The following is a 19,575-nucleotide window of genomic DNA, read 5'->3' on the forward strand; positions in this document are numbered from 1 at the left end:
AACCTCCTGAGGGAAAAACAGCTAAGGAAAAATAATCTGCGCCGGAGAAACAGCAACAGGCTGCTGATTCTTACGATTATTTTCCTCTGCACCTTTTTCGCTCTCTATCAAAATTAGTTCATAATTAGGACTTTACATAAATAAAAAGTCAAAATTTCATACGGTGTCTTGGCAGATTAATCTCATGCTCCTGAGGATAAGGCTGACGATGGGTCGTACTGACATCTTCGCGGATCAGCTGCTGGGTTTTAAACTGGTCTTTCGCATCCATATAACGTGGATCAGCTATAAAAGGCATCTTAGCCATTTTATGAATGGTAATTGTAGGAAAGTGATAATCAATTTCAACAGTACCCAGAAGCAGGTAACAACCTCCTCCCTGAAAAGGAAAATGCGTCAGACTGTCCGGAAAATGCGCCGTATCAAAATAAGCACCTTCATTGTCTATCCATGTTCCAAAATACATATTCCCTTTTTTAGTAGGAACCTGCTTTGTAGAAATAAGATAAGCCAGCATCCGGACCTGTTTTTTATGGCAGTAGGGAAGATCTCTGACTTTTATATCGCCACGGTGCGCAGTCTGCAATAAATCAAAGACTGTACAGGATATGGGAAAGCTGAGCAGTTCAATTTCGTCAAAAGCATCTTCATAAATAGATCTTTCCAATGTTGGAAGCTCATATTCTTTAACAGGTTCCTGCAGCAGCATGAGGCCTCTGTTTTCGGGCTTGAAATTGTTTAAAAGCAAACTTGCAATTACCAATAGCTGATTCTTGGTTTTGCCCGTAAAGCGGAAAGCCCCAATAAAAATTAAGATCTTTACACTTTCTATTCCCATCGGGACACGATTGATGAAGTCTTCCAATGACCGGAATTCCCCATTTCTGTCACGATCTGATTCAATAAATTGTGCCATTTTAGAGTCCAGACTCTTTAGGTGCATAAAACCAAGATAGACATCAGTACCATAAAGCGTAGTTTCAAAAAGGCTTTTGTTTACACATGGCCCATGAATAGCTGCACCAGCCATCCTTGCTTCATGAACGTAGATTTCAAGCCGGTAAAACCCACCTTCATTATTTATTACGGCAACCATGAATTCTATGGGAAAATGCACTTTCAGATAAAGACTCTGGTAGCTTTCCACTGCATAGGATGCCGAGTGTGCTTTACAGAACGAGTATCCGGCAAAGGATTCGATCTGGCGGTAAATTTCCTCGCTGAGCGCTATGGGATGGCCTTGTTCAGCACAGCTGGCAAAGAAATTGTCCTTTACTTTTTGGAGCGCGGATTTAGAACGTCCTTTTCCCGACATCGCACGGCGCAGAATATCACCGTCGGCAGCAGGAAGCCCGCCATAGTGCAGTGCTATTTTAATTACATCTTCCTGATAAACCATGATACCGTAAGTTTCTCCGAGCTGTTCTTTGAATACGGGATGGAAATATTCAAACTTTGAAGGGTGGTTGTGCCTGAAAATATATTCTTTCATCATACCAGATTGTGCCACTCCCGGGCGGATAATGGAGGAAGCGGCAACTAGTGTTTTATAATTGTCACATTTCAGGCGTCTAAGGAGTCCTCGCATAGCAGGGCTCTCAATGTAAAAGCAGCCTATGGTTCTGCCCTCTGCCAGATAGGAATTTGCCGTTGCTTCATTTTTTGAAATGGAGGTGTCCCGGATATTTACGCGTATTCCACGGTTTTTCTCAATGAGCTTAACACTCTGGTCAATATGCCCGATACCCCGCTGGCTTAAGATATCAAATTTCTCAAACCCAATATCTTCGGCTACATTCATGTCAAAAAGCACTATAGGAAAACCCTTTGGAGGCATTTCCAGTGGCGTGTAGTTGGTAATGGGTTCCTCGGAGATTATTATTCCACAGGAATGCATGCTTCTTTGATTGGGATATTTCTCGAGCATCATGCCGTAATCCTGTACAAACTTAACAATATGATTAGAGTCATGCTGTTTCATCGGATTTTTGGCAAGCATGTCGAGCTCTTCCTTAGGCAGACCGAAAACTTTTCCAACTTCCCTGAATATGGAGCGGTATTTGAATTCAACGTTGGTCCCGCAAAAAGCAACATGTTCGTAGGTATAGCGGTTGAAGATATACTCAAGTATAACATCGCGTTCTTTCCAGCTCCAGTCGATATCAAAGTCAGGAGGGCTTTTGCGGTTAACATTTAAAAATCGCTCAAAATAAAGATCCAGCTCCAAGGGACAGATGTCAGTAATCCCAAGACAGTAGGCAACAATACTATTGGCACCGCTTCCCCGGCCAATATGAAGAAAACCCTGGCTGTTGCTAAAACGGATGATATCCCAAGTGATCAGGAAATAGCCGCTGAACTCCAGCTGGTCAATAACCTTTAGTTCTTTTTCCATTCGTTCCCGGGCCTGAATGTTCTTTTTGCCATACCTCCAGTTAAGACCCTGTTTTGCCAGTGAGGTAAGAAGGTCCATGTCACTTTTCCTGTTTGAAGTGTAGTACTTTTTATTTTTTGGAGTCTGAAAATCATAGATAAAATTACAGCCGGCTATAACTTTTTCTGTGTTGGAAATGATTTCGGGGTATTCTTTATACTGACTAACCAATGTCTGAAGAGGTATCATTTTATCATTTGTAGTACAGCAGTCCTCTGGTCTCAGTTTTGAAAGTATTACATTGCGATCAATAGCACAGAGAATCCTGTGAAGGTTGTATTCTCTTTTGGTACGAAAGGTTACAGGCTGGAGTACTACCATTTTTTCCTTTCGTTTTCTCCAGTTTGACAAAATTAATTCAGACAGCTGTTCTGGGCGGATTCCAATGAATTCATTTTCCTTTAAAATATCGGGTGTATTCTCCAGTGGATAGATGATAAAAACATCCTTAAAATCCGGGGCAAAGGGAGGAAGGGCAGTTTTTTTAAAGTTATGATGTGTCAGAAAACGGTTCATTTCAGCAAGCCCCGAAGCATTTTTGGCAAGCCCGATAAAACGCAGTTGAAATTCAGAGCGGAATTCCATGCCTATCAGTGGTTTTATACCTGCCTGCTCACAGCTTTTTATGAAATCATATATTCCCGTGACCGTGTTGATGTCGGTAAGCGCCATTGCTTTGACACCGCAGGAGACAGCCTGCGGCACCAGTTCATCCAGCGGTATGGTGCCATAGCGCAGGGAATGGAAAGAATGACAATTGAGATACATTGTATTTAGGTTTTGCGTTTTAAAATTTCATTTTTGGTATTAGGCTTGAATGAAGCCCCGGCGCATCGCATTACGGCATCAAAACCGTATCGGCTTTTCATTTTGTCCATAGCCTGATATAGCGCGAGCATTTCTTCTGTATCCTGAAAAAGGTCGATCTGATAAGTACCCCGTACCAGCCCGCTGAACCGAACGCCAATAAGACGAAGACGCATTCGGCGCTGGTATAATTTATCGAAGAGCTCGGTCACATTTTTGGTCAGGATATGATCGGCAGACGTATACTGTATGCGGCACTGTTTGGTCTCGGTATCAAAATTGGCATACCGTATTTTAATGGTAACTGTTGAGGTGAGCCACTGTTCGGAACGAAGCTGGAAAGCCAATTTTTCCACCATTCCCACTATAATTCTTTTCAGCTTTTCGATATCTATAGTATCCTGGGAGAAAGTGTGTTCTGTGGATATGGATTTCCTCTCAGTGTAAGGTTCAACAGGATTGTTGTCAATACCGTTGGATTTTTTCCATAATTCAATTCCATTTTTTCCTATCATCTGCTGCAGTACATCACAGGGCATTTTGGAAAGAGTCTCAATAGTGCGGATTCCTATCCGCGATAAAAGCTGAAAAGTTTTGTCGCCTACCATGGGAATTTTCTGGATGGACAGCGGATTTAAGAACTGCTGTACCATATGCTCTGGAATCTGAAGATTCTGCTTTTGTTTTCCCTCGCCGGTGCCTATTTTGGAAACCGTTTTATTGATTGATAAAGCAAAGGTGAGGGGCAGTCCTGTCTCTTTAATAATGGTTTGCGCAAGTTCATCAGTCCATTTATAACTGCCGTAGAATTTGTCCATTCCGGTGATATCGAGGTAAAATTCGTCAATGCTGGCTTTCTCCACCACGGGTGCTTTTTCCTGAATAATTTCAGTAATATTGTGTGACAGCTTAGAGTATAATTCCATATCACCTTTCATTACTTTGGCCTGCGGGCATAGTCTTAATGCCATTTGTATAGGCATTGCTGAACGCACGCCAAATCTTCGCGCTTCATAAGAGCATGAGGCCACAACCCCTCTGTCTCCGCCGCCGATAATAAGCGGTATCCCGTTCAGGGCAGAATTGGTCAGCCTTTCACAGGAGACAAAAAACGTATTCATATCAATATGTACAACTGATCTCTGCATAATCTTCTCATTTAGTACCAAACAAAATTAGCACAGATCGGAACATTAAATAAAAACAAAGTGTTCTAATTTGTAACAAAAATGTTAAATCAATATTTTCTCACACTGGAACACGCCTTAAACACTCAAATTCAGAAATAATAGACAGATTTACTAATTAAAATTTTTATACGCTTTTTCTTAATTAGAAAAACGATATACGAGTTAAAAGGATGCCGGTCTTTACGATGGAGCACTCTGCAAGGAGGGATTAGAAATAGCAAATTGGATCAATTTTTATAAATTTTGGATCTTTTTTTCCAACAATTCTGGGATAGAATTAGAATAATTTAGCTGTGCAAAAAAGCTTTATATGAATTTAGCTGCCAGGTTATTGCGTGAAAATACATTTTAGATTAAACAAGCTGATCATGAAAATCTCAAAAACAACAAAAACGGCCCTAAGAGTATTGATTACTTATTTGTTTGCATTTCTTTTCACTTATGCGGCTGTCAGCAAAATTTTAGACTATCATGATTTCAGTATTAAGCTCGGCCAGTCGCCTTTGTTTAGTGCCTTTGCAGGCTGGGTTGCAATTGGTGTTCCTGTCATTGAACTGTTAATTGTTGTAATGCTTTGCTGGCCGCGCTGGCGTTTGACTGGGCTTTTTGCATCGTTCTCTCTGATGGTAACCTTTACAGCTTATATTGTTACTATACTTAATTTTAGTTCTTATGTCCCGTGTTCCTGCGGAGGGATCCTGCAGGATTTGGGATGGAAAGAGCACCTTATTTTCAATATTACATTTGTAATTCTGGCTGTCATTGCACTGCTGCTAAATGACGCGAAAGAGAATTATTGGATGGCAAGGATCAATTCCCTGCGTTTTTATTTCATTATAATCTTCGCCGGAATTATCAGCATATTGGCTGTGGTCATTTTGTATTTAATATCAGAAGATATAATACATAGCCGCAACACCTTTATCAGAAGATTTGACTCGCACGCACAGACAGAATATAATAGATACGATTTGGGTTTAAACTCTTTTTATTTTGCAGGTATGAAGAGTGATACTATCTATCTTGGAAATCTAACAACGCCACTTTATCTGACCAAAATAGATACCGCCTTTAAAACCAAAAAACGTATTAAAATTGTACTCAACCAGCCTGATCTTCCCTTTCATGACATTCATATCAAGGTAATTGGTCCCTATTTTTTCGTAACAGACGGTACCGTACCATCCATTTTTACAGGAAAGATAGAGGATTGGAAAGCGCGGATCCATAAAGGGAATGTTCCATTTTTTACTCTTGCGGACCCGATTGATTCATTGACTATTGCACTGCGTTTAACCAGCCTAACTAAAAAGCAGAATACCCTGGCGGTTTATAGTCTGGAAAAAAGAGGGATCTTGTCACAGAATACGGCCCTGCTTGATAAACAGATAGACGGGATTTTTGATACAGATGGTATGCTGATTTCCAACAGCAAGCTAAAGGTCGTCAATTATATCTATTATTACAGAAATGAGTTCCTGACCGCTGACAAAAAGATGAAGCTGATAAAAAAAGGGAAAACCATAGATACTGTTTCTAAAGCTGAAATAAAAGTGGCACAGCTTTCCCAAGGAGAAAGCCAGATGTCAAAACCCCCACTCGTTATCAATAAAGCTTCTGCCGTATTTGGCAACCTGCTTTTTATAAAATCAAAACGTATCGGGAAATTCGAAGACGAAAAAATGCTAAAGGATGCCTCTATTTTAGATGTTTATAACCTTAATGACGGCAGATATATTTCAAGTATGTATATCTATCATATAAACGGTATGGAAATGACCAGTTTTAAAGTAGCAGCAGACAGAGTATATGCAATCTCTGGGCGTTATTTATCAGTAGTAAAACTCAATAAAAAGATTATCGATGCCTACGGCTTTGAATAAAATAAGAATTGTAGTATACCCGGCCGGTATCAGGGAATGGCTGAAAACCTGAAAAAGAGTAAGCCGCAACCATATAAATTTTTAATATTATGAAAAAAGTAATTTTACCGGCGCTTGTGATTGTTTTGGCAGTGACAAGTGCATTTACCACGGAGGCCACTTCAAAAAAAAGTGCGTCGACAGTGAATGGATATCTTCCCCACAACTCAGAAGGAACGGATTGTGAACAGAAGAACAGTTGCAGCGATGTAAATAATGGAACAGTTTGCCGTGTTGGGCAATCTAGTTTTGGACAGCAGCTGTATATTCTCAACGACAATGACGAGTGCCTTAGAATAGGTTACAAACCATGATTATAATCTAAAAAATGCAGTCCGATAAGGACTGCATTGCTTTTATTAGAGCCATGAAGGAGCTTGTGATCCTTTTAAGTAATAATCAAACCACGCTTCAATACGGCGGGTTAAATCTGTAGCATTTTCTTTTCCTGCCAAATCATGTCCTTCATTAGGATAGGCAAGCATGATATGTATTTTTCCAAGACGCCTAAGAGCCATGTAAAATTCAAAACTTTGAGAGGGCAGCACCTGCGGATCCTGAAGCCCTGTCCATGAAAGCAGCGGTGTTGAGATGCTTGCAGCATGCATAACAGGTGAGTTCTTAAGGTACCAGTCCATATTTTCATAGGGAGATACTTTCATTCGTGCCTGCCCGAATTCCATCTTGTAAAAATTAGGAATACCCAGATTTGGAGAAACCGCAAGATAGGAACTAAGGAAATTGGTGGTAGCCGCTCCGGCAACGGCGCATGCAAAGAGCTTACTTTGGGTTATAATAAAATCAGTTTCAAAGCCTCCAAAAGAATGTCCGATAAGAGCAACCTTTTTTTTATCCACGGCGTGATCTTTTAAAACTGCTTTAACGGCTGCTTCCACACAATCTACAGCAGACAATCCAACATTTCCAACTTCATAGTTAATATCGGGCAGCAGTACAAAATAACCTTTTGCAGTAAGATTGGCCACATTAAAGCCATCCCCGTTGTACAGGGTTGGAACATGGTAATAATGTGCTTGGTAAGATTGTTTTTCATAGATATTGACCACCATCGGATACTGCTTTCCATTTTCATAAGCAGCCGGGTAATATAAAATTCCCTTAAGTGTTTCTCCTTTTGAATTTTGATACTCTACTATTTCTTTATTTGTCCAGTTAAATTTATCTTGCTGGGAGTTACTTCGCATAACAAGGGTCTCTTCGGATCGCGGTTCTTTAACTTTTATCTGCCATGGCAGGTCTGCATCTTCTTCTATCCAGGCGAAGATATTATTTTTGCTTTTCAGGATAGTACTTATTCCTTTATTTGTATAACATATTTGAGACAGCCCTTTTTTAAAATCAAATAAAAAGATGCCATTGTACAAGTGGTCTGTACTGCGCGCTTTGAGTACCAGCGTATCTTTTGGGTTAAAAAGACCACTGGTCTGAATCCAAACGTCGTGTTGTACTTGCTGAGCACTAGTCTGGGGCACAATGCGGTATACAACACCTTTTTCGCGTCCTTTGGTGAGTCTCTGGGGGTTGGAACCATCAATAGCAACCTTCCAGATATCGTACTGGTCATAAATCAATATGTACTGTTCGTCTGAGAGCCAGCCTGGATTGCCATAACAATCTTGAGGATCTAAGCCATCGGCAATGTTAAGAGGGTAAGGAATATTTTGGTTTATCTGCTTGTGAGTCCCTTTACGTATATCATAGACATACCAATTACCTTCTTTAAAATAGGATATATATTTCCCGCCCGGCGAGGCCAATAAATTGGAGGTACTGCTAATGTGTTTTTTTATAATTAGCTTTCGTATTCCCGTAACAAAGTCGGTGATATAAACATCCTTGTCACCATTGTGGTTGTTCTGCGGTTCATAATCCTGCAGGTTAAAGGTAAGTGCATAATTCATGGTTCCCACTTCACCGCCATTTGGAAATTTAGGATTTGTTATTTGCAGGAAACGATTGGTCAGCGGTTCCCAAAATGCATGTTTGTTTATGATATTCCATCCTTCAATTTCTATTGCATTTGGATAAATGAATTTGTCGGCAGCATTCCAGATCTGTACGTCATTTTTTTTACGAATAATATTAAGTTCTTCGCGCTGCCTCATTCTAAAGAATACTTTTTTATTATCAGGCGATATTTTAATTTTTCTTCTGTGATCCAGATTCATAGTTTCAGGGAAAACAGTTGTATTGGCTGTCGAAAAAGTGCTCAGGGCCTTTTTGTCCACCTGATAATAATAAAGTGCAGATTCTGCCTGCTCATAGTGCATGAATGCCAGAATGCTGGAATCTTGTGACCAGGCCAGCTGTCGGAAAGTACCTCCCGGAGCCTCTGTTACCTGATGCTGCTCTTTTGAAGATTCAGGATTTACAATCCAAACAAAATTCTTTTGATTCTCATTAGTTGCAATGGCTATTTTTTTATTATCAGGGCACAAAGCATACTCTGATACGTTATTCTCGCTAAAAAGCAATTTGCCTTTTAGAGTGTAAATTGACAATAAACTGCCTTCTTTTCGATGTGCTATTGTTATTAAATTAGATCCCAAAATTTCAAAATGGGCGGCGTTTTTAAACAGATGGTCACGGCCATTGGACAGGGATAACAAATGCACGACGTTGTCAGGTGTAATGCATGCAAAAGAATGTTCAGAAACGAAATGTCCTTTTGATCCGCCAGCAAAAAAATGAACCTTGCCAGTTTTTCTATTCTGCACGAAAAGGGTATCCGCAGTATCATATGTTTTTTTATAACTGATCCAGCTGCCATTGTCTGAAATGTCTTCTGCTTCAAGATAGTGCCATAAGCGATAATCCTGTGGTGTAACCATTCTTTTTTGATTTATCTGCCCCATCACAGGCAGGCAGGCCAGTATGAAAAAAACGATCAATAAATTAAGCGGAATAGTAACGGATGAGAAGTACGTTTGAGTTTTATTATAATGTATATTTTTCATTAGTAGCCGCTATTTTGAGGTTCAAGGTTTGGATTTAAGTTAAGTTCTCTTTGGGGCAATGGTAAAAGCCTGTCAGTGCTCTGCCAGGAAGCTTTCTTGGCTGATAGTACTTGATCAAGTGCTCCAAAACGCTTGAGATCCAGAAAACGGTGTCCAAACTCGGTAAAAAATTCAACTCGCCTCTCACGAAGTATAGCCTGAAGTATTTCCTCTTGGGTAACAGCTGTTGTGTTTGCAAGTCCGGCTGTATTTCTTATTTTATTGAGGTCTTCTTTTGAATTGCTCAATTCTCCCTGCCGCGCTCTTGCTTCAGCTCGTATGAGGTACATTTCAGCCAGACGCATCACAACAGTAAATTCTGTCTGAGGCGTATTGCTGCCTGTCTTTTTGTATTTATATGCATGGTACCAGATGCTGGTGCCTTTGTTTCGAGATCGGATCCATTTCACCTTTCTTTGATCGCCGGCTTCAAATGCATTTATTAGATCACTTGTCAGGGCAACGGCTAAAGGAGGACCTGCATTAAAGATAAAGGTGGTTCCGTCATCGGTATTCCTTGTGGCCGATCTGGGCGCATACTGCCAGATTGTAGTGGTACTTTCTTTTAGGAACACATCATTGAGTTCTGTTATCCACTTGTAAGTCTGGGTGTTGTTTATTACCGACGAAGCGTTCTCAGCGGCTAGTGGCCAGTTGCCCTGCACGAGATAAACCCTGGCTAGTAAAGCTTTAGCAGCATATGAATTTGGAACTGTCCGCGAAGAATCGGTGTATTCATTAGGAAGTAATAGGGCTGCTTGTTCAAGATCCGCTATGATTTTTAAATATACCTCAGGCTGTGCAAGACGATTAACAGAGCTGTTGAACTTGTAATCTGTACCCGCTACATAAGGTATATCTCCCCAGAGCTGCGACAGGTAAAAATGTAAAAAGGCGCGTGCAAACTTTGCCTCCCCAATAAGTCTGTCTTTATCAGCCTGCTTGAGTTTTGACGCTGCAACACCTTCTATAACGGCATTGGAAGCATAAATCTGGCTATAGGAGCTATCCCACCAGGAGGCAAGTGTAGGGTGCGTCGGAATAAGGGTATTGGTATAGAAATTAGCGGATGCCTGCGCACTGTTTCCATACCAGGTCAGCTCGTCGGTGTAGAGTCCTATTTCCCTGCTAACAGAGTTTACTTTTCCTGTAAGCATTCCGTTATCGCGTATTTGGGCAAATATATTGTTCATGGCAGCCTCTGCTGTATTTATCTCTTGAAAGACAGCGTCAGCATTGAGTTCAGCGGTTGGCGTATCAGTCTGCGTAAAACTATCACAACTGTATAACATACTGACTAAAATTACAAAAAGGACAAAAGGCCCCAAGAGCCTTACTTGTTTATTGCTGGAAGGAATCAAAAAAGTTATAGTATTCATCTCTAATGGTTTTAAGGATTAAAAATTAAGCTGAAGTCCTGCCGTAATTATGCGCAGGGGAGGCAAATAGCCAATTCCTGCAAACTCTGGATCTGAACCTTTATACGGGGTTATGGTCAAAAGATTCTGGCCTTCAAGCGTAGCTCTACAGGCAATATTTTTAAGCCATTTCTCCGGAAATTCATAAGTCAAGGCTACATTTTTTAACCTGATATAAGAAGCGTCGGTAATTCCGGCGTCACTGGCTGTATACTGGTAAAGTGCATTTTCAGCAGCGCCGTTTGCTCCTGAAGTATAGATTTGAGTGACTCCACTATTTTCGGCAGACTGCCAGTGATCCAGTACTTCAGTTGATTGGTTAACCATCGTTCCTGCTACGGCCATTGTTTTTGGAATATCATAATTCTTCTGCTTTACAAATTGGAATAGAAAATCCAACTTCCATCTTTGGTAGCGAATACTGTTCTGCAGTCCTCCAAAATATTTGGGGTTTAAATCCATGATTGTTTTTTTGTCTTCTGTATCGGTTAATATACCGTCACCATTTACGTCTTTAAAGGTGTAAATACCAGTCTGCGGATCAACTCCCGTATAATGGAAGGTTTTTACAATATTAAGCGGCCTGCCGATAACATAGTTATTTTGGTAGGTGGAACTCTCAAGATTTGGAAATGACAAGAGTTTATTTTTGGCCGCAGAAAAATTAAAAGAGGTAGTCCATCCAAAAGTTTTACTGTTAAAATTTCTAGTTTCAAGAGTAAGTTCGATACCGTTGTTCTGAACTACTGCATCAAGATTGGATTGTATTTCAGCAAATCCGGTAGTGCCGGGAAGAGGGATCCCTACTAACTGGTTAGATGATTTGTTAAGATAGTAGGCATAGGTAAGGAAAATGCGGTCATTGAAAAAACCTGTTTCCAATGCGATTTCCAGTTTTTTGTTGGTCTCCCATCCAAACCCGGCATTGAAGAGTCTCGTTGGCTGTAGTCCCAAAATGCCATTGTAAGTAACACCCGATGAGCTATAGGTATTCAAAAACTGGTAGTTGCCAATCTGATCATTACCTGTTGTCCCGTAACTTGCCCTTATTTTACCAAAACTTAGAGCAGAATTCTTTTCAAAGGCTTTTTCTTTTGAGAAAATCCAGGCGGCACCCACAGCGCCGAACCAGGCAAAACGATTTCCCGGTCCAAAACGACTGGATCCATCGCGTCTTGCCGTCAGGTTGAGTATGTAGCGGTCTTCCCAGTTAAAATTAGCGCGCCCAAACAGGGATTGATATTTGTATACAGAATCGTCAAAACCAAGGATGAAAAGATCGGTTGCCGCTGAAGGATTATACAGCATGCTGTTACTGGAATATCCGCTTCCGTTCATCGACAGCGATTTATTGTTCTGACTTTGAAAGGTGCTTCCAAGAAGTACATCTGTTTTTAACGGGCCAAATTCACTCTTCCAGTTGAGCTGAGGCTCTATAATCCAGGATTGCCTTGCTGTATCGGTATAATAAATATAAGAGTTCTCGCTGGTCAGTCCCTCGGAAGGGTTGTATATGGTGGATGGGAAAGTACTGCTTTCACTATGTTTAAGGTCAGTGTATCCAAAACTGCTTTTGATATCAAATCCTTTAAAAAGGGTATACGATAAGGTACTATTTGCCACCAAATCGTAGGTTTTGGCTTTTGACAAACCGTTGAGATGGCGCAAGGGATTCTGGAAAGTATTGTTCTCCCAATTCAGTTCCCCCTTTTGATCATAAAGCGCAGGAGCATTGGGAGGCAGGATGGTGGCCTCTATGGTCAGGTCTCTGGAAGCCTGTAAATTATCGCCAATGGAATAGCCTGATGTAAAAGATAATTTAAAACGCTGGTTCTCGGAGGCATGATTCAGGCTGGTGCGAAGATTTACCCTATTGTAGCTGAAGTCTCCTGGGAGTACAGTTGTTTCTCTTGCGTAAGTGCCCGACACCATAAATTGGGTTTGAGCAGATCCACCTGAAACCGAGGCATTGATATTGGTAATTTTAGAGGTTCCTCCCAGTAACTTTTTCTGCCAGTTGGTATAACGGCTCTGATCCCATGTCCCATTGATATCGTAGGCGTTCTCAGGATAGTCGGCAATACCGTCATTGGCAAATGCTTCGCGGCGCATCGATAGGTACTGGCTCGTATTCATCATCTTCATAAAATGGGCAACGCTTCCTGCTCCTTGAGAGAATGATGCACTGAAGACCGTTTTTCCTTTCTTGCCTTTTTTGGTGGTAATAAGCACGACCCCATTTGCTCCCCGTGATCCGTATATGGACGTGGCATCAGCATCTTTTAGCACTTCAAGGCTTTCAATGTCCGCGGGATTGATAGAACTCAGCGGACTGGTGTTCATGGACATTACCGACATGGATAATCCGTTGCCGATGGCTTCACTGGAGTAGGGCACTCCGTCAATGATATACAAGGGAGCATTTCCATCCCTTCGTATGCTGTTCTGACCGCGTATTTGAATATTGAATCCTCCCCCGGCTGTTCCGGTCTGCTGGGTAATATTTACCCCTGCCATCCTGCCTTGCATGGTAGCTAAAAAGTTTGTCACAGGCTGTTTGTCAATATCTTTGGAGGTAATTCTGGCAATGCTTCCTGTTTTCTCTTTTTCTTTTACAGAGTAGTAACCGGCGTTGACAATAACTTCTTTAAGAGCACTGGTATTAAACTGTAGTGAGATGTCTACTTTTTTCCTTCCGGCAATCGGTACAAGAGCAGTTTTAAAACCGAGAAATGAAACTACTAAGGTGTCATAAGGTGCAGCAGCGAGCGAAAACTGTCCGCTGTAATCCGATATCACAGCATGATTTGATTTGTTTTTAATGGTTATTGTAACACCCGGCAGGGGAGCACTTCCATCAGTTACGGTGCCTTCTATTTGATGCTGCTGAAATGCTTTATTGAAATGCCGTTCAAAATTTGCGGCATAAGAGGATGAGAAAGGCAGACAAAGCCAGAGAAAAATTAGGCAATAAAGAGCTTTCCCATCCTTGTAAAATGAAAAATTATTCATAATATTGGATTGGTTAGTTAAACGTTGGTTTGATTGGCTATGGTCCTCTGCACTAGTTTGGTCGCTGCAGCAGAGGGCCATTTTATTTGGTATTGAGGTTCATTGAACTTTCAATTTGATTTTCAATTTGATTACTGCATAGGCATAAGCTGTTTTAAAGTTTTAAGGAATTTACTATGGAAGAGTTTATAGGTAATAGCCCTGCCCTTTCTTTGACTAATTCAAGGACAATACCAGTACGGGCCAGGTATTACAAATACTAAAAAATCTACACCATATTCAAACCGGTTATAGGTTAAACAAAAGACTGCGGTTCCTTAATACGTAATGAAGAAGCTTTGAGAAGTTGAGGTATGGCCAAAAAAAAAGTGGCGCGGGTACTCATCTTATTGCATCGGAGGTACTGGTATACCCGCACACGAATAAGTGAGCCCACGCCCTTTTAGGCGTGAGCATTTGCACTTATCTTCCCGCGTGCTAAAATTACCAGTTTTCCGATGCGGGTTCAAAGCGAATGCTTCAAATATTTTCTATTGAAGAAACGCAAATTTACATCAAATGATGTATTCTAATAGTCAAATATAATAAAATAATTTTTCAATACAAATTTGTATCGAATAATTCGACCTTTTTTCCGAAATTTTACTATATGATTAAATATAGAGCAGAAGAACTAAAACTTTTAAATATTCAGATTGGTTGTGTTTTAAAGTTAGCAAGACTGAAGAAAGAAATTTCTCAAGAAAGTCTAGGATTATCAATTGATTCTGATAAGACTAAAATTGCTAGATTGGAAAGATATGCACACGCAACTAACTGGGATACAATTTATTCTGTAAGTCAAGAATTAGGCGTTGATTTCTGTAGTCTGTTTATACTCAAAAGCAAAAGTGAAATATTAGCGATTGTTGACGAATGTATAAAGCTAGATAAAAAGCTCAGTAAAATGAAGATTACATACTATGAAAATTTAAAAAATACTATATCCAATATTAAAACATAATAGTACTTTCAAGCATTAGTAAAAATCTTTGAATTATATATAGAGGGTACTACTTATTATTTTCTTTTTTATAAATTATTGTAAGAATTTAACTTTGCAATTATATTCAAAGGAAAATGTACATAGTTTAATTTATTAAAGGTAAATGCTATGAATAGAGATAATGCCGTATTAACTATTTTCGGTGTATTGGCACTAATAATTGGAATCGCCCTTAAGCTATTTGTTGGCAGAAGAGTATTCTATCGTCGTAATCCTTCGGGAGCAGAGGGTTTTAAAAATTATCGTAATGCTTTGCTGACACCATTTTGGGAGAGTATACTAGCATTTATCGGCGGACTGCTTATTATTCTTGGAGTATTGGCGCTCGCATTTGCCAAGTGGATGCTCTAATAGTAGTAACCTAATTTGTATTACTACAATAATTAAGATATAGAACAAAGGAAATAAAGAATCCAACGAAGATGCATTTTGCATCTTTTTTTATGTTGATTAATAAATAAAAATAGTTATTTATATTTAGTCACTGCAATAGTTAACAAACTATTTGTTTTTCAAGCCTCCCTTACGGAAAACCGTAAAAGATATTAAAAGTGGTTTTGTATGTTTGTTAAAACCTCTTAAAACAAGAATTAGGATAGAGGTAATCCACAAGAACTTCTTTTTAAATGAAGAATTATGACATTAGTTATTGCAAAAATTATTGAAGATGATATTCAAATAATCTCTGATACAAAAATTACAGATATTTTCCTGGGTTCACAAAATCCGCTAAAAGGACAATTAAAAACAGTAATTCTAAATCCATATATTTCTATTTCATTTTCCGGTTTACCAGATTATGCCGAAGAGGTTTTGCAATCCTATTATAAGAAAGAACTTCTAAATCTAAATTCGCTCTTGATCAAGTGTTTAGAAATCAATAGAAAATCTCACGATAAAACTAATTTTATTGTTTGTACTATAAATCGGAATCAGCCAAAAATTTATAAGGTAACTAATTATCAAATTGAACAAAATTTGAAAAATGCATGGATAGGCGATAAAATAGGTTTTAGTAAATATCAAGAATATTATCATAATTCGAGCAAATCTCAGGACTTTGAAAAAATGGAAAATGCATTTGAAAAAGTTATAGATGATGAAAAGGTAGAAACCGTTGGAGATTTTATGGTTCGGGTCACAAACGAAGCAGATGCAAGTGCAACTGTAAATTACTTGAATTACCAAATCAACAGAATTTGTTATGTTGGTCCCTACGAATTTGTAAATACCGAGCCAGATAAATTTATGATAAAAAATGCTAGTTCAGAAAAAGGAGGTTTTGGGATATCTTTTTTAAGAAGTTTTGATCCGCAAACTCCTGCTTTTGGAATACACTTTCATGTTGGTAATTTCGGTCTTTTGTTCTTTCCTAAATGTAATTATTCGAATGGGATAGTGTTTCAAAATCAAACTGATGGAGAAAAGTTCGCAGAAGAAATTAAAAGGCAGTTTGGTTTTGATGTTCAAGGGTTACTCATTTCAGAAGATGGATTATCATATAAAAATATCAATACTTCAAAAACATAATCAAATACAGACAACTAAAGATGCTTATCAAGCTTTTATATTGTTAATAGTGATTGTAAAAACAGGTATTTATACGGTAGACTTTTCATTATTAAAAGAATTATTTTGCAGCTTTTAATAATGAGTATGGAAACCGTAAAATAAATGAAAAATGGTTTTGTAGGTTTGTTGTCAATTAAAGTTTTATCTGTAGTTGGTAGATGAACTTTTAATCATTTTACAAAAAATGGAACTCAAGCGAAATGATAGCACCAATTTTATTGAGTACTGGTTTAGCGGAAATTCACTCTTAAAAAGCAAAATTATGAATATTTATTTTGATGAAGCTGGTAATTCTGGTCAAAACTTATTGGATAAAAACCAGCCTGTATACATTGTTGTTTCACATAATTTCTCACTTGAAGAAAGTGAAAAATTATTATCTCCTTTAAAAACAGTTTCTGATGAAATTCACTTCAATAAAATCAAAAAATACCCTAAATATCAAAAACCAATTCAAACGATATTGAATGATCCTTTGATTAATTATGATAGGATTAAAATAGCATATTATAATAAAAAATTTGCTCTCTGTGCTCATTTGGTAGATCAATTAGTTGAAACAAGCTTACATCATAGTAATTTAGAATACTATGAAAATGGATTAAATATTATGTTTGCTCATTCTCTTTATTTACAAACGGAATTTTTTGCTTTAAAATCTAAATATTTAGAATTATTGGAACTGTTTCAAAAAATGATTAGAACAAAAGACACGACTTCAATTAACGACTTTTATTCCAAAGCAGATGAAATTTTTAATGCTATTGTTGAGGAAGGAGAAAAAAACTTTTTCTTTCCAATTCTAAAAAGTAAAGATTATATTGAAGAAATTTTAGAGTCTATTAATAAATTTTCAATTGATTTGGCATTACCTTCTATAATTCTACTTAGCGATATATGGCACAAGAAAGAAAATGTTGTTATAAATATAATTCACGACGAGTCAAAACAAGTCGAATTCTGGAAAAAGTTTATTTCTTATCTTTCAAATGATGTAACTCAAGATAAAATAGATGTTGGTTTTGATAATAGAAAAATAATATATCCATTACAAATCAACTCAATTGAGACTGTTGACTCGAAACACAATATACAAATTCAGTTGTCTGATTTAATTGGAAGTTCATTTGCATATTATGCTAAAAACATCTTACTAAAATATAATGAAACTGATACGATGGCAAATATTATAGCAAATACAAGATTAGCAAAAATGAATGTTCATCCTTTACAGCCCGATTTAAGTTCAGTATATAAAGAATATAAAAGCAATGAAGATGATGTTAATCCTTTAGATTTTTTATCATTGAAAGCACTAGACAATGAACAGAAATTTAAAGATTCATATCCAAAATAACTTTGACTAATATCCGCAAGAATGGGAATGATTCCTGTAAGGGTGAAAACACAATTATATGAGACAATTTAGTTCACTAGAGAAAGATATCGTAAAAAGACTTGTTGAATGGGAGGTTATACTTCAAAGACAACCGACAAATCATTTTATGATAACTTTTGATGCATTAATAAATGATATTTCTGTAAAATATAATGGGAAAATGATTATTTCCGTCGGCCCTGGTATTTTTCCAAGTATAGAAATTCAAACTGCTGATCCGTCATCAATATCGAATCATGTTTTGAACAATCATATGACTAGAAGTATTATCAATACTGTTAATTTTTTGGATTATTTATCTAAAAGCGAATTGATTTACTTTATTTCAAAAAGCTCTCAAATGCCAGTTTTGCTTACTTCTGTTGAAATTGGCAATATTGCAGTACCATCTACTATTCATACAAATGTTATTGATGATAATTCCTTTTTTGAAAAAATAAGACAGTTTTACAGCAAAGACATTTACCCAACGCAGACACTTATTGACTATTATAATAACGATTATAAATCCGATGAAGAAATAAAGCATATTCAAAACTTAAAAATAGCGGAAGATAGTCTAATTGAAACGCGAAACGGTCTACAATTAAGTGTTGATAGTTTAAGCGAAACTCGAAAAGGAATAAAGATAAGTGAGGACAGTTTGGAAGAATCAAGAAAAAGTGTTGTTCTCGCAAATGCAGCTCTTCTGGATTCTCAAAGTAATTTGAAAGTAGCTCGATTCGCTTTATGGTCAGCGTTGGCTTTAGGGTTTATCGGAATATTGGGTAGTGTTGGAGAAGTTTATTATGCATGGAAGGCTTCTGGAAATAATGAAGTAAAACTTGATAGTATTCAATTAAAAAAATTAGAACAATATCAAGAAACAGAAGCTAAACTTCATGAATTACTAAAGCAAAATCGCAATGATACCATATTAACGAAAGTGATAAATTTTCCAAAGAAATAAGCCAAAGAGGTAACGGCTTGTAAGTAAAATTGTTAAATTTTAGCAGTAGGAATTTTGTTTTCAGAAAGAAATATTACGTTAACAGGGAATGCTCAGCTTGCTTGGACCCACAATTTTTAAGGGCAAGATCTTACAGCAACCTTTAAAATAGTTATTTTAATATTGAAATTATGACAGAAGAAATTGCGGAACAAATCGCTGATTTACTGAATGAAAGAAATCAATTAGTCACTAAGTATACATTTAGTAGTATTTTAGATTCTAGCGAAAATTATGTTTATCTAGAAGATTCCGGAAAAATTATTGCGTGCGCAGAAAGTAAAAAAGTTCAGTGGTATCAATGGGAAATTTCGCATGTTTTAGTTGCTGCAGATTATGAAGGGAAAGGTTTTGGAAAAAAAATTCTTAGTAAAGCAGAAGCAAAAGCAAATCAGGGTGGCGCAAAAATTTTGCAATGTACAATTAGAACTAATAATGAAAACAGCATTCGACTTTTTTCGAGAAATGGATATACAAAAGTGAATAGATTTTTTTATCCCAAAAGTGGGAATTGGGTTTATGTTTATCAAAAATGTGTAAGCACAAATTAGCAGCGGCAATGAATTCCAAAAAGTCATTTTAGCAACAGAAAACACATTTAAGATTTTGAAATAAAACTTGTTGATTATCTTATTAGGAATATGTTGTAAATAAAATACTAAATTCATTTTAAAAGAATTAAATCAAGACAAAATATCTTGAAACAAGTATTAATTATAAAAAAAATAGTATTCACGAAGCTTCTATTAAGTTAAGATTCGTAAAATTACT

At 37.6% G+C, this 19,575-nt stretch carries 13 protein-coding genes; 8 read left to right on the forward strand and 5 right to left on the reverse strand.

Annotated elements, in window-relative coordinates; translation table 11 throughout:
- Positions 1-148: 148 nt before the first annotated feature.
- Positions 149-3,202 carry a DNA polymerase III subunit alpha gene (gene dnaE, locus QMG60_RS09740; RefSeq protein ID WP_281867670.1) on the reverse strand — a complete coding sequence of 1,018 codons (3,054 nt, stop codon included), beginning with the start codon at positions 3,200-3,202 and terminating at the stop codon, positions 149-151.
- A gap of 5 nt (positions 3,203-3,207) precedes the next feature.
- Positions 3,208-4,389: a DNA polymerase IV gene (gene dinB / locus QMG60_RS09745; protein ID WP_281867671.1), complete on the reverse strand. Its 1,182-nt coding sequence runs from the start codon at positions 4,387-4,389 to the stop codon at positions 3,208-3,210.
- Between the two features lie 410 nt (positions 4,390-4,799).
- On the opposite strand from dinB, the gene QMG60_RS09750 reads away from it, so the two are divergent.
- Both QMG60_RS09750 and QMG60_RS09755 read left to right on the forward strand, forming a co-directional pair.
- Positions 4,800-6,314: a MauE/DoxX family redox-associated membrane protein gene (locus tag QMG60_RS09750; protein WP_281867672.1), complete on the forward strand. Its 1,515-nt coding sequence runs from the start codon at positions 4,800-4,802 to the stop codon at positions 6,312-6,314.
- A gap of 89 nt (positions 6,315-6,403) precedes the next feature.
- Positions 6,404-6,667 carry a DUF6520 family protein gene (locus QMG60_RS09755; RefSeq protein ID WP_281867673.1) on the forward strand — a complete coding sequence of 88 codons (264 nt, stop codon included), beginning with the start codon at positions 6,404-6,406 and terminating at the stop codon, positions 6,665-6,667.
- Positions 6,668-6,712: 45 nt separating this feature from the next.
- Here QMG60_RS09755 and QMG60_RS09760 read toward each other — a convergent pair whose 3' ends face one another.
- The 3 genes from QMG60_RS09760 to QMG60_RS09770 are packed head-to-tail and all read right to left on the reverse strand — an operon-like array spanning position 6,713 to position 13,800.
- The gene (locus QMG60_RS09760) at positions 6,713-9,331 is read right to left on the reverse strand and encodes a prolyl oligopeptidase family serine peptidase (RefSeq protein WP_281867674.1); all 2,619 of its coding nucleotides are present in this window, start codon (positions 9,329-9,331) and stop codon (positions 6,713-6,715) included.
- Positions 9,331-10,749 (reverse strand): RagB/SusD family nutrient uptake outer membrane protein, encoded by a 1,419-nt coding sequence (locus QMG60_RS09765; RefSeq protein WP_281867675.1) that lies wholly within the window; start codon positions 10,747-10,749, stop codon positions 9,331-9,333. Before QMG60_RS09765 ends, QMG60_RS09760 begins: the two co-directional genes overlap by 1 nt.
- Positions 10,750-10,767: 18 nt before the next feature.
- Positions 10,768-13,800, reverse strand: a complete 3,033-nt coding sequence (locus QMG60_RS09770) for a SusC/RagA family TonB-linked outer membrane protein (protein WP_281867676.1) — start codon at positions 13,798-13,800, stop codon at positions 10,768-10,770.
- Between the two features lie 649 nt (positions 13,801-14,449).
- Between QMG60_RS09770 and QMG60_RS09775 the strand changes: the two genes are divergently transcribed.
- From QMG60_RS09775 to QMG60_RS09800, 6 genes are all read left to right on the forward strand, one after another.
- Positions 14,450-14,803, forward strand: a complete 354-nt coding sequence (locus QMG60_RS09775; protein WP_281867677.1) for an XRE family transcriptional regulator — start codon at positions 14,450-14,452, stop codon at positions 14,801-14,803.
- A 150-nt stretch (positions 14,804-14,953) separates the two neighbouring features.
- On the forward strand, positions 14,954-15,196 hold the full coding sequence (locus QMG60_RS09780; RefSeq protein WP_281867678.1) for a molybdenum ABC transporter permease: 243 nt from the start codon (positions 14,954-14,956) through the stop codon (positions 15,194-15,196).
- A 285-nt stretch (positions 15,197-15,481) separates the two neighbouring features.
- Entirely contained in the window at positions 15,482-16,375 is an 894-nt protein-coding gene (locus QMG60_RS09785; RefSeq protein WP_281867679.1) for a hypothetical protein, read from the forward strand.
- A 304-nt stretch (positions 16,376-16,679) separates the two neighbouring features.
- The gene (locus QMG60_RS09790; protein WP_281867680.1) at positions 16,680-17,774 is read left to right on the forward strand and encodes a DUF3800 domain-containing protein; all 1,095 of its coding nucleotides are present in this window, start codon (positions 16,680-16,682) and stop codon (positions 17,772-17,774) included.
- A 58-nt stretch (positions 17,775-17,832) separates the two neighbouring features.
- On the forward strand, positions 17,833-18,765 hold the full coding sequence (locus QMG60_RS09795) for a hypothetical protein (RefSeq protein ID WP_281867681.1): 933 nt from the start codon (positions 17,833-17,835) through the stop codon (positions 18,763-18,765).
- A gap of 170 nt (positions 18,766-18,935) precedes the next feature.
- On the forward strand, positions 18,936-19,355 hold the full coding sequence (locus QMG60_RS09800; protein WP_281867682.1) for a GNAT family N-acetyltransferase: 420 nt from the start codon (positions 18,936-18,938) through the stop codon (positions 19,353-19,355).
- Positions 19,356-19,575: the final 220 nt, after the last annotated feature.

It is taken from the genome of Flavobacterium sp. GSB-24 (assembly GCF_027924665.1).
Taxonomy (GTDB): domain Bacteria; phylum Bacteroidota; class Bacteroidia; order Flavobacteriales; family Flavobacteriaceae; genus Flavobacterium.

Bases quoted from the DNA above. Each gene is read 5' to 3' on its own strand.
- dnaE (WP_281867670.1), bottom strand. From the start codon at position 3,202: ATGTATCTCAATTGTCATTCTTTCCATTCCCTGCGCTATGGCACCATA.
- dinB (WP_281867671.1), bottom strand. From the start codon at position 4,389: ATGCAGAGATCAGTTGTACATATTGATATGAATACGTTTTTTGTCTCC.
- QMG60_RS09750 (WP_281867672.1), top strand. From the start codon at position 4,800: ATGAAAATCTCAAAAACAACAAAAACGGCCCTAAGAGTATTGATTACT.
- QMG60_RS09755 (WP_281867673.1), top strand. From the start codon at position 6,404: ATGAAAAAAGTAATTTTACCGGCGCTTGTGATTGTTTTGGCAGTGACA.
- QMG60_RS09760 (WP_281867674.1), bottom strand. From the start codon at position 9,331: ATGAAAAATATACATTATAATAAAACTCAAACGTACTTCTCATCCGTT.
- QMG60_RS09765 (WP_281867675.1), bottom strand. From the start codon at position 10,749: ATGAATACTATAACTTTTTTGATTCCTTCCAGCAATAAACAAGTAAGG.
- QMG60_RS09770 (WP_281867676.1), bottom strand. From the start codon at position 13,800: ATGAATAATTTTTCATTTTACAAGGATGGGAAAGCTCTTTATTGCCTA.
- QMG60_RS09775 (WP_281867677.1), top strand. From the start codon at position 14,450: ATGATTAAATATAGAGCAGAAGAACTAAAACTTTTAAATATTCAGATT.
- QMG60_RS09780 (WP_281867678.1), top strand. From the start codon at position 14,954: ATGAATAGAGATAATGCCGTATTAACTATTTTCGGTGTATTGGCACTA.
- QMG60_RS09785 (WP_281867679.1), top strand. From the start codon at position 15,482: ATGACATTAGTTATTGCAAAAATTATTGAAGATGATATTCAAATAATC.
- QMG60_RS09790 (WP_281867680.1), top strand. From the start codon at position 16,680: ATGAATATTTATTTTGATGAAGCTGGTAATTCTGGTCAAAACTTATTG.
- QMG60_RS09795 (WP_281867681.1), top strand. From the start codon at position 17,833: ATGAGACAATTTAGTTCACTAGAGAAAGATATCGTAAAAAGACTTGTT.
- QMG60_RS09800 (WP_281867682.1), top strand. From the start codon at position 18,936: ATGACAGAAGAAATTGCGGAACAAATCGCTGATTTACTGAATGAAAGA.